Annotated in this window: 9 protein-coding genes; 4 read left to right on the top strand and 5 right to left on the bottom strand. The window is 34.2% G+C overall.

What is annotated here, in order from left to right; all coding sequences use genetic code 11:
* Positions 1-539: 539 nt before the first annotated feature.
* From cgi121 to L1994_RS11115, 3 genes are all read right to left on the bottom strand, one after another.
* On the bottom strand, positions 540-1454 hold the full coding sequence (gene cgi121 / locus L1994_RS11125; protein ID WP_278099509.1) for a KEOPS complex subunit Cgi121: 915 nt from the start codon (positions 1452-1454) through the stop codon (positions 540-542).
* Between the two features lie 381 nt (positions 1455-1835).
* On the bottom strand, positions 1836-4424 hold the full coding sequence (locus L1994_RS11120; protein ID WP_278100847.1) for an ATP-dependent DNA helicase: 2589 nt from the start codon (positions 4422-4424) through the stop codon (positions 1836-1838).
* Positions 4425-5169: 745 nt separating this feature from the next.
* Positions 5170-5712: a KH domain-containing protein gene (locus L1994_RS11115; protein WP_278099508.1), complete on the bottom strand. Its 543-nt coding sequence runs from the start codon at positions 5710-5712 to the stop codon at positions 5170-5172.
* A 271-nt stretch (positions 5713-5983) separates the two neighbouring features.
* Here L1994_RS11115 and L1994_RS11110 point away from each other — a divergent pair, with 271 nt between their 5' ends.
* Positions 5984-6976, top strand: a complete 993-nt coding sequence (locus tag L1994_RS11110) for a hypothetical protein (RefSeq protein WP_278099507.1) — start codon at positions 5984-5986, stop codon at positions 6974-6976.
* A 617-nt stretch (positions 6977-7593) separates the two neighbouring features.
* Entirely contained in the window at positions 7594-9480 is a 1887-nt protein-coding gene (locus tag L1994_RS11105; RefSeq protein WP_278099506.1) for a HAMP domain-containing sensor histidine kinase, read from the top strand.
* 91 nt (positions 9481-9571) lie between these two features.
* Here the strand turns inward: L1994_RS11105 and L1994_RS11100 are convergent, their stop codons facing one another.
* The gene (locus L1994_RS11100) at positions 9572-10444 is read right to left on the bottom strand and encodes a methanogenesis marker 12 protein (RefSeq protein ID WP_278099505.1); all 873 of its coding nucleotides are present in this window, start codon (positions 10442-10444) and stop codon (positions 9572-9574) included.
* Positions 10445-10990: 546 nt separating this feature from the next.
* Between L1994_RS11100 and L1994_RS11095 the strand changes: the two genes are divergently transcribed.
* Entirely contained in the window at positions 10991-12154 is a 1164-nt protein-coding gene (locus tag L1994_RS11095; protein ID WP_278099504.1) for a CPBP family glutamic-type intramembrane protease, read from the top strand.
* A 222-nt stretch (positions 12155-12376) separates the two neighbouring features.
* On the opposite strand, the gene L1994_RS11090 is transcribed toward L1994_RS11095, so the two are convergent.
* Positions 12377-13267, bottom strand: a complete 891-nt coding sequence (locus tag L1994_RS11090) for a DUF368 domain-containing protein (RefSeq protein ID WP_278099503.1) — start codon at positions 13265-13267, stop codon at positions 12377-12379.
* 251 nt (positions 13268-13518) lie between these two features.
* On the opposite strand from L1994_RS11090, the gene L1994_RS11085 reads away from it, so the two are divergent.
* Positions 13519-13956, top strand: coding sequence for a hypothetical protein (locus L1994_RS11085; protein ID WP_278099502.1), 438 nt, complete (start codon positions 13519-13521; stop codon positions 13954-13956).
* Positions 13957-13997: the final 41 nt, after the last annotated feature.

Here is a 13997-nt window from a genome sequence, read left to right as displayed (position 1 = left end):
TTGCTCACTATCTCACTTTTAATGCTCTTTACTTCATTTTAAATTATTTTCTATTCAATTTATTTTCTATTCAATTTATTTTCTATTCAGTTTCCTTCACTATTCTTTAGATTTACTTACAGTTTTCTGCACTAATTTCCAGAAATTCTTCTTTTTTTCTTCTTTTTTAAAAGTTTTTCTTATCTTATTTTTGTTCTTTATCATTTTATTTGTAAATTCTCTATTTTGTTATCTTAGTCGTAAATTAATTTGTAACCTAAGTTTGCCACATCACTCAAATTCATTGTATTGTGCAAGAATTAAATTTGACAGTTCCAGGAATTTTTGAAACTGTTATCAAAAAAAGCATCACTCTGGGCTTAAATTCTAAATGACTTTGACATTATAAAAATAAAATTGATGTTTTGCATGCAAATATGTCCCAACTGTCAAATTCAATAACGATTCTTTTTGATATTTTTGGGAATAACGCACTTCAAAAGACCAAGTGGCAAAGTCAGGTTGTAATAATTCTCTTTTTGGTTATCTTAGACGTAATTTTATTTGTTTATGTCAAGGAGTGCAACTCTTTCGATTACAAGATCTATAAATCTCTCAGAGCCAACAGACTCAATTTCTTCTTTTGTAATATCAAACATCTTCATGAGCCTTTTTATTTTTTCTAATTTTCTCATTTTCTCTTCACTTTTCTCTTCACTCTTCTCTCTCTCTTCTAAATCTAAAATCCCTGAAAAGTTATCAGAATATATTTCATCTAAAAAATTAAAATTAAATTTATTCTCGTTTTCAAGAAATATTTTATCATTTTCAAGTCTTTCCAAAATTTGAAGAATAATATCACTTGTCGTGCCTGGTATATTACTTCCTCTTTCAGCCGTTTTCATTCTTACTTTATCGTTATCAAAGCAGGAAAAGATACAAACACAGATATAAAGGTTGTTTTCACCTTTTTGAAGACCAAAAGCTCCTGCAAGACTGCATTGACGTATTCCTCCTGCGTAGAGCAAAACCTCCATTTCAAATGAATTTGATATTGCATTTTTTGAAAACCATGAACGGGTGGCATGACAAATTGCACTATTAATATGCTCTTTTCCGGCGATATTGTCTTCATTTAAACAGATAATATAAGCATTATATTCATTAGCAATTTCATTCAGCGCTTTCAAACAGGTTTTTATACCCTTTATTTCTGCCCGGGCAATTGCAACGCCACAAAAAAGGCCGCAATTTGAAGTTAATTTTACTTTCAGTTTGGATTTTGACCCTCCTAACATATCTATATTCGACATATTTACATTCGAAACAGGAACAAAGAAGAACTCTTTTAATTTTGGATCCTGAGTTTTATAATTTTCAACACCAAAGATGTCAGTAATGCTTTTTGTCTCATTCTGATTTATTTCACAATCAATTTCACAATCCGGCTCATTTTTTAGTTCAACAGGTTTCATATAAATCAACAATCCTTCATTAGACCTTCATTATAATTTGAATATGAATCATTATTATTAGAGAATCATTATTATTAGAATATGAGATATTTCTTCTCTTTAATTCTCTTTAATTCTCATTCATTTTTCATTCAATTTTTCATTCTCTTCTTCTCTTCAACTGCCGCTTTTTTAATAGCTGTTAAACTGTTAAATTGTTAAGCTGTGAGATTATTAATGCAAATTAATCCTGAAATATTTAAAAAATAATGCTTAAATCCAGCTTACAGGCAGATAATGGGACATAGAAATAATGGCACACAGGCACATAAATTTCGGGCACATCCGGGGGGAGAAAAAAGTTTTCATTTCTTTAATAATTTCATTTTTATAATTCCGGCGCTAAAACTCAAAAAGTGATCTCTGGGTATTTTTATTTTTTTGGTTTTTTTTCTTTTGTTCTGTATTCTTCTCTTCTTCTTCGTAATCAGAATTTCCGAAATTTTCAAAATTTTCGTTCTTTTTAATAATTTCTGCACTTTTTTTCTGGTTCTCTATTTTTCTATTTTTTCTCTCTCTCCTCTCTGATTTATCTTCTCTCTCTTCTCTTAGTGTATGCTCTTTTTTTATCTCTGTATTGTTTATTATTATCTCTGTATTGTTTATGTTTCCATATTCTTTTTCAACCTGCTTTATTACCTGTCCTGCAATTTTTTGTCCAAGAATTGCTGACAGTTTGTCAAAGTTTGCTTCCTTAATCTTTAACGGACTTGTAATTCCGTTGTTAAACAGTCTTCTTGCACGTACACGACCAACATTTTTGAGTTTTATAAGCGGAATCAACTCTCGTTTAATACCGTTTTTCATCCGAAGCTCTACTTCTGACACTGAAATTTTCAGATCAGGCGCCATCATATACGAAATTCTGGAAGCAGAATATAAGAGCCAGTTCATCCCTTCGACAACATTGTAGATATCGCCGGGACCTACACCGAATCTTGTGCATATTGTATCCTCTCCAATTTCAGAAATCCAGTTGTCAAGAAGCATCGCTGTTTTTATTACCCTGAAGTCATCCTCCATTGTGTCATACGAAATTTCCATCCAAAGCTCATCTTCGTGTGCATAATAGAAGGACTCAAGAACAGGCAAATCATCTTTTCTGACATAAAGGGTGTACATATCCGGAGTTTTGCATAAAAGCTGTAATAGTCCTATATCTGAGAATACTGCTGAAATATCTTCAGGTGTAAAAGCTGTTTTTTTCAGCATTGATTTCGCTGACGCTGATTTAACTTGTTTCATCGAATCTATAGAATATACCGGATTTACAGATTTTGTGGTTTTAGCTGGTTCTGTTTTTATTAAATCCCCTATATCTGAGGCTTTAATATCTTCCACTTCACCTAATCTTTTAATCTCTAAAAGTGTCTTTTGTTTCTCTCTTAGAACTGTTGAGATTATCTCAGCGCTTATAGGGTTTATATAAAGGTGGGATACAAGATTTCCATAATCGGTTGCAAAAAGGCGGTCGTCAATTTTTGTTATCATTCCTGCGGCTTCAAGGTAACTTACCGCCTTTTCCACAATATCAGACAAATGACTGCTCTTTTTATTGGTAAATGTATAAAATGTTCTTTTCAGAAAAGAGACGAGATCATCATTGTTTTTTACAAATTCCGTTGAGATAAGCGAGAGTACCTGTGAACAGAGTGCTGATTCATCATCAAGTCGTGATTTTACATCCTCCGCAGGTGCTGATATAAACTCTTCAAAAAGTCCGTTTGCCATATCCCGACCCTTCGCAATCAAAACAGCTTCGCCGTAAGGGTCAAGGTGTGGTCTTCCGGCCCGTCCTGCCATCTGCCGGTATTCCCGGACCGGGATTGGAAGCATTCCTTCACCGCCCTTAAACCGCAAAAAATCGCGGATTACAACCCTTCTTGCTGGAAGATTAAGACCTGCGGCAAGTGTCGGAGTCGATGATATGACTTTTATATATCCGTCACGAAATCCCTGTTCTATGATGTGTCTTTGTTCTCTTTTCATTCCGGCATGGTGAAACGCGGCACCTTTTGCAGTACAGGAAGCAAGAATTTTTCCCATATCAGTCTCGGCAATTGCTTCGAGCTTTTTTTGAATATCCTCAAGTGCAGGGTCAGAAAAACCTGATTTTTCAAGCGCTTTTGCCATTCTTTTTGCAAAACCTTCGGCATTTCTTCGTGAGCTTACAAAGACAAGTGACTGTCCGCCATCTTCAATACAGTCAAGGCAGAGGTTAGTGTCATCCTCCTTTGCAGGCGTCTTTATCTTTTTCTCCTCTTCCTCAAAATAGATGGTATCGCTGTAGAAAACTCCCTCTTTTAAGTCAACCGGACGCCATTCTGACGAAACATGTTCAGCTTCAAGCCAGCCTGCAAATAATCTTGGATTTCCGATTGTTGCTGTAAGTGCTATCACCTGCATATTTTCGTTTAGGTAACGAAGTTTTGTAATAACCATCTCAAGAGTTGCTCCTCTGTTTTCGGAGTCAATCAGATGAGCTTCGTCTACAACAAGGCAGGTGATTAAATTCATCCATCTTGTGTTGTTCCTTAAAAGCGAATCAGCCTTTTCGCTTGTAGTGATTATTATATCGTTTTGACCCAGGTATTCATCGCGTTTGTCAAGATCGCCTGTCGCAATCCCGATTCTGACTCCTTTTCCTGAAAATTCCTCATATTTTTCAGAGGCCAAAGCTTTTAGGGGAACAACATAGAGGCATTTGCCCTTTGATGGGCCTTTATTTACTTTTCCGGCTATGTGGTGGTGCATTGCCATTTCGGCAACAAGAGTTTTACCACTTGCTGTCGGGATGGATATTAAAAGATTTCTGCCTTCCAAAAGCCCTTTTTTTACGCACTCCTCCTGAGGTGGGTAGAGCTCTGTAATTCCTTTTTTCCCGTATGCTTCGATAAGAGGTTTTGGAAGATCTAATCCGGAGAGCATCATGGTATTAAAAGACACCCCTTTGTTTCCAGTCTAAAACAGCACAGATTTGGTTTTTCATGAAAAAACCGAAGAAGAATGAATTTATTTTTGAGTGGAAATAAAGCATTCCTGGTGAAAAATGATATTATATTGATTAAATCTTTGATTGAGGCAAAATTTTCAGATATTTCTAAAAAAACGTTCATGAAATTATATTTCATGCACGGTTTCATGTAAGTTACAGAGTAACTTTCATGTAAAATTAAGTTAATGATATTAGTTTTATTGGAATTTTCTTTAGCATTCAGGCTCTCTTTGACACCTAATTTAAAAAAAATACTGTTTTTTACAGTTTTTTTGTATGAATCCGGGTTTTTACTGTAAAGGAGAAGTTCTATAAAATCCATGATCTGACCAGGAATAAATTTTCATTTTTATTTTTCATTCAATTTTTTATTTTCATCAATTTTTCATTGAATTTTTATTTTTATAATTCGTCATAAAAACGTCCATGAAATTATATTTCATGCACGATTTCATGTAAGTTACGAAGTAACTTTCATGTAAACTGATGAAAGTCTATCAGGAATTTTGACTTTCATACCAAATCAAATCTGATTCTCATGGAACAGTGCATGAAAAATTAGTTTCATGAATAATTTTTTAGAAATTAAAAAATTATTGTGTTTTTATGTATTTTATTTTGGTTAATTTTTTTAATTTTCCAATATTCTTTTTTTAAGTAAGACTATATTTAGCAGCTTTTTTAGTAGTAATACTCAAGAATATTTGTCTTTGCTTCCTTTTTCTTCTTGTCAAGGTATGAGAATACACTTTCGTGCGATATTCCTTCGATTAGCATCTCAATTGCAGACATTGCAGTTTTTACCTGATCAATACTGCCAATCACTGCAACGGTTTTGCCATAGACTGAAACTTCCGCACCTGTCATGTTTTCAATCTGTTCACGTGATTTTCCGGCTTTTCCTATAATTCTGCCTCTGATTCTTTCCATCTGCTTTGGCGTGTTGCACCGTGTTCCAAGATCTATTATCTCAAGAATGACATCCTCATCTTCAAGGAGTGTATATGCACGCTCCGGTGAAAACCCGCGGTTGATTGCGGTAATCACATCTACGGCATTTAAGACGCTTATTGGATCATCAGACTCTATTGTAACAATACCGTCCTCGCTGTCAACCTCGATTTTTGCTTTGGTTTTTTTCTCAATCTGGCGCCTGGTTCTTCCGCCTTTTCCTATAATAACCGCAATCCTGTTTTGGGTTATTTTAATATCCTGTGTTGTCATGCCTTATCCCTTAGCTATTATATCCGGCTATTATATTTGTTGTGAGTACTATTGAATTTGTGTGTGTAAAATATTTGGCGGATAATCATAAAACAAAACACCGGCTGTAATGAAAATAAAAAAAATTACAAAACCATCACAATAAGACTAAAAAAAATCGCATAAAATAAAAAAGGAGTCAGAAAATAATCACAATAAAACTCATAAAAAAATAAAGAGTCCAAAAAAAGCAAAAGAAATTTTTTATCTTTCCAGATGTATTCTATATCAAATGAAAAAAACAGCTGCTATACTATTAGTTGTGTCTTTTGCAATTCTTTTTATTGTCTCTCCAGGATGTATAGAAAAGCAGAATTTAAAATCAGATGAACAAATTTCTGATAATTCAGATTCATCAGAAAATAGTTTTGATAATTTAAATCCTGAAGATTTTAATTCTGAAGATGATAAGTTGAAAAAATCCGGTGAGGCTCTGGATCTTTTAATGATGACTAAATTATCTGAACTTTCAGGAGATGTCTGTTATGATGTTGAAGATCTTTTTTTGTCTGCAAAGAAGTGTGCAAAGATTATCGAAGAAGAACCAGCCCGGATTATGTTATCAGAAGAACAGGATGAAAAATTTAGTTTAAAGACTCCTGATACTGAAAAACTTAAAAATCTCAAATTTTTAATGGCACAGATATTATTGGAAAATGACTGCGTCCTAACGGTTTCGTACATTGGAAATGACGCTGTTGTAAGAGCAGTTTATCCAGAACAGGAAGGATTTTTGACAGGAGATTCTCTTTCAAATCAAAAATCTGTTATGGATATGAATAAAAACAAAATCCCGGTTATTACTGATATCTTTGAATTAAAACAGGGAGGATATGCCGCGGCTTTGTACTATCCTGTTTTTTTGAATAACACATATGAGGGATTTATAAGCATTGCATTCAGTCCCGATATTTTTTTCAGGGATTATGCAGAGAAACTGCAGACAAATTCCGGACTTGAGCTTATGGTTTTACAAAAAGACAGTCTGATATTATATGATCCTGATGAAAGTGAGATTGGAAAGCAGACTCTTGGGAATCCGGAATATGAAAACTTCCCTGAAATTCTTAAGAGTGCAGAAAAAATTTCGGCTGAATGGTCAGGAAGCACAAATTACAGCTATTTCTCGACAGGAACAAATCAGATAGTTAAAAAAAGGCAGTTCTGGACGACCGTTATCTGCGGCGGAAATGAATGGAAACTGACAGTTCTAAGAGAAATCTAAGATGCAATAAGATAAAATAAGACGCAATAAGATAAAATATGACGCGATAAGATAAAATAAGGCGCAGTAAGATACAATATGGTGTGGGGAAGAGTACACAAAAAGACTCTTCATCCGATGATAAAAGCGACTATACAGAAAAATAAACCCTAATTTTTCATAAAAACGTCCATGAAATTATATTTTATGCAACATTTTCATGTAAGTTACAAAGTAACTTTCAGATCAACCCGCATGATGAGCTTTTTCATCACACAAAAACTTGTGAAAAGTCTTTTTGGATTTCAGAATTTTATAACAATTCAATTATTTCTTTGTAGTTTTATTTTTCAGAATAATTATCTAGAGAAGCGGTTTGGAAAAAAATGACTCTTTAATTTCAAAGAAATATCAAATTTATTTGATTCTTCTAAAGAAAAGGAATTAATTTTGAAAATTATAAACTTTTTTTAAAATTTGTTTTTCAAAAATATTATTTAATCAAAACATATATATGATTAAAAAGTTGACTTTTTAAGATACAGAAAATTGTAAAACATTAAAAAATGAATGAAAATTCAAAACTATCTAAAATAAATTATCAAAAAAAAGTATAAAAAAAATCAGGAAGGAAACGGATGGTACTTAAAGGGGGGAGTATTAGAGAAAGTCTTTCATATTCATCATATTTCCTTATTGTCTGCATTTTGATTATAATTCCTATCTTTTTGTATATTTCAGTCTCTGATTATACTGTTCTTGAAAATAATTTCAAGGAGAATTATTACCAGCTTCAAAACAATACTGAAAACAGCATTATTGAAAGTATTGAACTTGCAAACACCGGTCTTGAAATATATGATGAAACATTTGACTATAGACTAAAATATGCATTTATTCCATTTATTGAGGCCTACAACAGTTCAGATGGAAAACCGGAAAATATTGATCTGGATTTGTTAAAGCAAAACCTCGGAGAGGATTATGACTTTTATATCATTGACAGTGGCCATGTTGTCAGATATTCAACAAAAGAATTAGACATCGGCCTTAATTTCAGCAATAATGTAGAGTTTTCAGATCATCTTGATAAGATTCTTCTATCAGGAGAATATGCCGGCGACAGAATTGTAAGAGGAATAAGAGATACCAAAAACGTCAGCAAATACGGATATTTTCCATCACCAGATAAAAAATACATCCTCGAAATTTCATACAACATAAAAGACTACAAAGATAAAAGAGATCTTCTTCAGTTCAGAAAAGCCGCTGATTCACTAAAAGAGATGAATCCATATCTTACTTCAATAAAAATCTATGACATATACGGTTATGCAATCGGAGAACCGGATCTTTTGGAAAATGAGAAAGACGCTGATATATTAAAACATGTAACTGAACAAAAGACAGATTACAGAATTTTTGATGAAGACACAAACACCATAACAAGGTACCGTTACTGCGACCTGCATAATCCTTCCCTTGGATCTGATTTAAGTGTGGTTTTGGCATTTACTTATTCAAACAAAGCTATTGAAGAAGAGCTTAACAAAATTTTATTTTCAAAGATAATTGCATTTTTCCTGGTAATAATTCTTCTAATGGGAGTATTTTATGTTGCAACAGACTATCTCACACGCCCTATCAAAAATCTGGTTTTTGATTTGGACGAAATAGCAAAAGGCAATCTTGACCATAAGATAAAGCCCGGAGGTGCAAAAGAGTTTGCAAGTCTTCGACAGAGCATTCAAAATATGGTCATATCCTTAAAATCGATGATTGAAAACCTAAGAGAATCAGAAAAAACAATAAAGCAATACAATGAAGAGCTTGAGTCAATAGTACAGGAAAGAACAGAAGAACTAAAAGAAGCAACAAAAGAGGCTAATTTCTATATAGATCTTATGACACACGACATCAACAACGCCAATATGGCAACACTTGGGTACGCACAGCTGATAGAAGATACTGCTGATGATACTACAAAAGAACTGGCAGTAAAGATGATTGCGTCTGTTAAAAGAAGTACAGAAATTATATCAAATGTCTCTTTGATACGCACAATACAAAGCAGAAACCAGAAACTAAAGCCTGTATTAATTGACGAAATTGTGAGAAAAATAATTGAACTGAATCCTGAAACAGACATTCTCTATGAAAATTCCAATCGTTTTGTACTTGCAGACGAACTTTTAACTGAAGTATTCTCAAATATAATTGACAATTCCATAAAATATGCAGGTGATGACTGCAGAATTGAAATTTCAACAGAAGAAGAGGAAGATTGGGTCAGAGTCTGCTTCGATGACAACGGACCAGGAATATCAGATGAATTCAAGGATGAAATTTTCAACCGTTTATTCAGAGAGAAGAAGAAAACGGGCAAATCCGGGAAGGGGCTTGGTTTATACATTGTAAAAAGTCTGATTCAGAAAAGATACGGAGGCATTGTCTATGCCGATGACAGAATTAAAGGAAGGCCTGATATGGGTCTAAGAGTCTGTGTGAAGTTAAAAAAAGTTTAAATATGCTATGAAAGTTACTTCGTAACTTACATGAAACAATTAGCATGAAATGATAATTTCATGAACGTTTTAATTGAAATCAGTTCTTTTTTTAAAGAGATACTTTAAGGCCCAGTATCTCTTCTTTGCCGTTGAATACATCTTTGGCCATTAAAGACAGTCCTTTTGAAGCACACCATTCATCATACACTGAAACCTCCTCTCCCAAAAGACAGGAGATCTCTTCTGCTATAACAGGTGCAAGAGAGCCTGCAAGTGCAATTTTTGTCGTTTTATTAAGAAGCCTCATCGCGGCGCACTCCATTGCGGCAAACATTGCAAGGGTCTTATTCTGGATATCCTCAGGGACATGTTCACGAACACCGGCGTGCATAAAAGCCTCGTTTGCAGTCCATACTCCTTCGTCTATCTTTCTTATCCCGTCAACATCAATTGCACCGTGTGTTGTTCCGGGCGCAAAAATGCATGCATCAAAAGCCCCTGTTATTTTTCCGCCGGTGACAAGCAGAGTTACAGTATTTGAACTTGCATCGCAGACAATAAAATCATCCCCCAAATTTTTTGAGACTTCATATGCAATTCCAAGCTTTTCCGGGCTTGTCTGATGTGAATATACCTTAAATCTTGGGTCTGTCGGGGAATTTCTGTGAATGCCGGGGATTACGATAGCAGGAATGCCGCTTTTTTTTATTTCATCATATACACGGGTTCCTCCGCCGATATGCTCGCCGGCGCCTTCCCTTGTAAGAATCCCACGGTTTTTTACCTTTCTTATATTGGTGATCTCTGAAATTCCGTCACCCATAGAATAACATACAGCGATTCCTTTTATTTCATCCAGAGGACAAAGCCGGCTTAAATCAGAATAATTAAAAGAGACTGCAGACTTTCTTGATATTTTAAAATGCGAATCTCCGGCTGAAAACCGGATTGCAGTTGTTCCGTGATCAACTCCGATGTACATGAAACTCCTTCTTTATATTCGCATTGTAATGACAAATATTTGTATGGAAATGATCTCTTAGACTTTCCTTTTTTCAACATAAGACTGAACAGATTCATAAGATTCAATAAAATTTTTGCATTTTACCCTTTTTCTCATCTTAATTTTTGTTTTAAAATCCCCCGGTATTTTGGTTATCTGCCATATTTAAATATTCAAAATGAGAGTTTCTAACCTGAAGAATAAATTTCTTACATAAAGTCTTTCAAAAGACTTCCAAAAATTCTTAATAAAAAGTCTTACAAAATTTCCTTCACTATCAAAGGAAAAAAAAAAATCAAAGGATAAAAATTAATTATTAGGTTATTATACCGGTTTAATCCGGTTTTTAATAAAATTTCAAAAAGACCAAAATAATTTAAAAGTTAATCTAACAATTGCGTTTATCAAATGAATATTTCCTGCAACAGATGTAATGGGAAATTTCAGGTTCTGATTTTCATAGCTAATAAAAAAAGCTGAATGTCAAAAGAATTTTAATAATTAAAAACAGCACAGGAGATTTAATTGAATCATAATTTTGAATTTTTAAACAAAAAGATGCTTGGAGTTTTATTTGCAGTTCTTTTCGTCTGCACAATAATTCCATTTACAGACGTATTTCCGGATTACATAACCAACTTTGCACTTTCGGCAATTCAGGTGGCGCCATTTATACTTCTTGCATTCTTTGCATATATGTCTGAAAAATACCCGGGCCTTAAGATTTTTACGACAATCTGGCTTTTGGTAATAATATTAATTATCGCAATGACTTCATTTGGAGTCGCCTTTATATCACTAATGCCGGCAGAAATCATCAACACTCCGGCATCAGAGGGTATTGAAGAGTATATATCAGAAAATATCGAAGAGATTTTTTTAAAATCGGCATTTCTTCTTTTTTCAGTTTTACTTGCGGCAATATTGTCACTTGCAGGACAGATAAGAAATTTCCGTATTCTTCTGTCAGGATACATCCCTATTAATCCGGACTCTTTCGTTCATAAAACAGCTCTTACAGCAGTCCTTGCAATGACCCTGATTCCGCTTGTTCCGCTTTTGGTTACAGGCAATCCTCCCTATCTTTCACCGGTTTTTCTTGAAATGGCAGCCGTTGAACAGGCTTTTTCAGAGATTGTATCTTTGGATGTTTTCTCTTTGTTCTGGATGATTCTTGCATCGTTTATAATCGCAGGACTATATATCAACAAAAAATACCCGGAAGTCCTAAAAAGGCTTGGTATAGTAAAGCCAACCAAAAATGAACTTTTGCTCTCTGTCGGAGCAGGTATTTTGCTTGTCGGCGTTTTTTTTGTGATTGAGCATGTAATTTCTGCCATATGGGGATTTTTCGGGTGGAGTGTTACAGATTCAGACTCTGTAAATCTGCTCTTTTCAGCTTACTTAACACCGGTTACAGCGCTTGTTGCCGCAATATCGGCAGGCTTTGGAGAAGAGATAGCTGTTAGAGGACTCCTTCAGCCACGCCTGGGAATTATTATTCCCTCACTTCTTTTCGCATCTCTTCATGCATTTCAGTACAGCTGGGACGGAGTTTTATCAGTGTTTATCGCCGGCATTATCTTTGCAATTATAAGGAGACATTACAACACGACATTTTCGGCTGTAACCCACAGTGTTTATGACATCATTTTATTCTATGCCATAATGCTTGGAATAAGTATATGATTAGTATATGAAAAAAACCGATATTAAAAAAAAGAAGTCAGGATTAAGAGAAGGATTGAAAAAAATCAATCTTTTTTAGAATTCCGTCATTTTTTTTGCTGTATTTTTTACTTACTTTTGCTTACCTTTTTTTTATCTGATTTTATTCCTTCAATCGGTAATTTTTATTCCTTCTGTTCGTAATTTTATTCCTTTCAGATGTAATTTTACCATATGTTTTTTTCAGGGGTTTTCTTCGCATATGCTTTTAAAATTGTATCTTCGTTTAAGAATTTCCATTACAAGAATCAAAACAATTCCGGCGATAAGCGCCGCTGTCGCACCTGTTGAGAATCCGCCGGCACCTTCGATTTTATCAAAAAGCATCCGTGTCGAACCTAGCATAAGTCCGGTCAGATATGCAAGCATAACTGCGTGATAATTTTTAAGAAGGAATTTTAAGAGCTTTGTAAACATCAACAGACCAATAAGTCCTCCTGTGCAGTACGCAATTATCTCCGGAATCGAGACCGACTTTAATGCAGCAAGCAGATATTCATACTGATTCATAAGAAGCGTTATGTATGCACCCGAAATTCCGGGAAGAATCATAGCAACAATTGCAATCATTCCGGTGATAAAAAGGACAGGAAGAGAATGCCCAAGTGCAGAAGGGTTAAGGCCTGCAATTAAAAATCCCGATATAAACCCAAATAAAAGAAAGAAAACTGATTTCCTGTTTCTTGAACATTGTTCAATTTCAAGAAAAATCTGAACTGAAGATGCGGCAATAAGGCCTAAAAAAAAGCCAAATGTGATTGCTGTGTAAAAATCAAGAAATATTAGGATAACACGTGATATTGTCACAACCGCAAGACCTATTCCGGCGACAAGGGATATTAAAAATACTGCATCCACCCGTTTGAACTCCTCGTAAAATCCGGCAAAATCACGTCTTAAAAGTGTAAGCAATATCTCAGGACGGATGTTTCCAATCGCTGTTATAAGGCGCTCATATATTCCTGTGATTAATGCTATTGTTCCCCCGGAAACTCCGGGGATTATGTCACAGGCGCCCATAAAAAGGCCTTTTAAAAATACAAAAAAATATTCTGATACTGGTTTTTCTGCCATCCGGTTAAATATTGGTCATTGATATATTTATGAATAACATAACGAAAAATTCCCGGACAAATCTCTAAATAATCCCAAAAATTCAGACAAAATTATATATGGTAATATTAAACTAAAAGAGCATAGCAAAAAGACACATATTATATTGATGATAGTAGTGGATGGAAAGCAGATGACGGACTTTCAGATGATCCTCTGAAGGCTCTTATAATAATGGAATGTGTACAAGAATCTTTAACTGGTGAATAAGGATGAATGTTTTAGATATCTTTGATAGAAAAAATCTTATTCTTATCTCATCTCTCTGTTTTTTTGCCATACTTTGTATAGTATACTTTCATTTAAGCTCAAAAAATTCATTTTATTCCGGATTCATAGGAATATTTTTAATTATTCTCTATCCAATTGGAGCCTTCTTCTATGGATATAAAACAGGCGACAAATTTCGTGCTCCTCTTTTTGGAATCATATCCTATGCATTTTTGATTCTTTTAATTATTTTATCTGGTAATTTTCAGGATCATCTGAGTCAGAATTATTTACTTTTATTCACAGGATACCATATGACGCTTTTAATCTGCCTTGGATTTATCGGATATATAGCTTCTCAAAAAGAAAAGATGCAAATGATTATATCCGGTATTTTATGTATAATCTGGATTCTGATTTTTTTGTCCGGCATTTCCTGAAGAAATATCAGAATTGATTTCATGGTAAACCCGAATGATGA

The sequence above is a fragment of the Methanomicrobium antiquum genome (assembly GCF_029633915.1).
Taxonomy (GTDB): Archaea; Halobacteriota; Methanomicrobia; order Methanomicrobiales; family Methanomicrobiaceae; genus Methanomicrobium; species Methanomicrobium antiquum.
The sequence above is the reverse complement of the archived record's forward strand: the minus strand, read 5'-3'. Positions and strand labels throughout refer to the sequence as shown.

Bases quoted from the DNA above. Each gene is read 5' to 3' on its own strand.
- L1994_RS11105 (WP_278099506.1), top strand. From the start codon at position 7,594: ATGGTACTTAAAGGGGGGAGTATTAGAGAAAGTCTTTCATATTCATCA.
- L1994_RS11115 (WP_278099508.1), bottom strand. From the start codon at position 5,712: ATGACAACACAGGATATTAAAATAACCCAAAACAGGATTGCGGTTATT.
- L1994_RS11085 (WP_278099502.1), top strand. From the start codon at position 13,519: ATGAATGTTTTAGATATCTTTGATAGAAAAAATCTTATTCTTATCTCA.
- L1994_RS11120 (WP_278100847.1), bottom strand. From the start codon at position 4,424: ATGATGCTCTCCGGATTAGATCTTCCAAAACCTCTTATCGAAGCATAC.
- L1994_RS11090 (WP_278099503.1), bottom strand. From the start codon at position 13,267: ATGGCAGAAAAACCAGTATCAGAATATTTTTTTGTATTTTTAAAAGGC.
- L1994_RS11110 (WP_278099507.1), top strand. From the start codon at position 5,984: ATGAAAAAAACAGCTGCTATACTATTAGTTGTGTCTTTTGCAATTCTT.
- cgi121 (WP_278099509.1), bottom strand. From the start codon at position 1,454: ATGAAACCTGTTGAACTAAAAAATGAGCCGGATTGTGAAATTGATTGT.
- L1994_RS11100 (WP_278099505.1), bottom strand. From the start codon at position 10,444: ATGTACATCGGAGTTGATCACGGAACAACTGCAATCCGGTTTTCAGCC.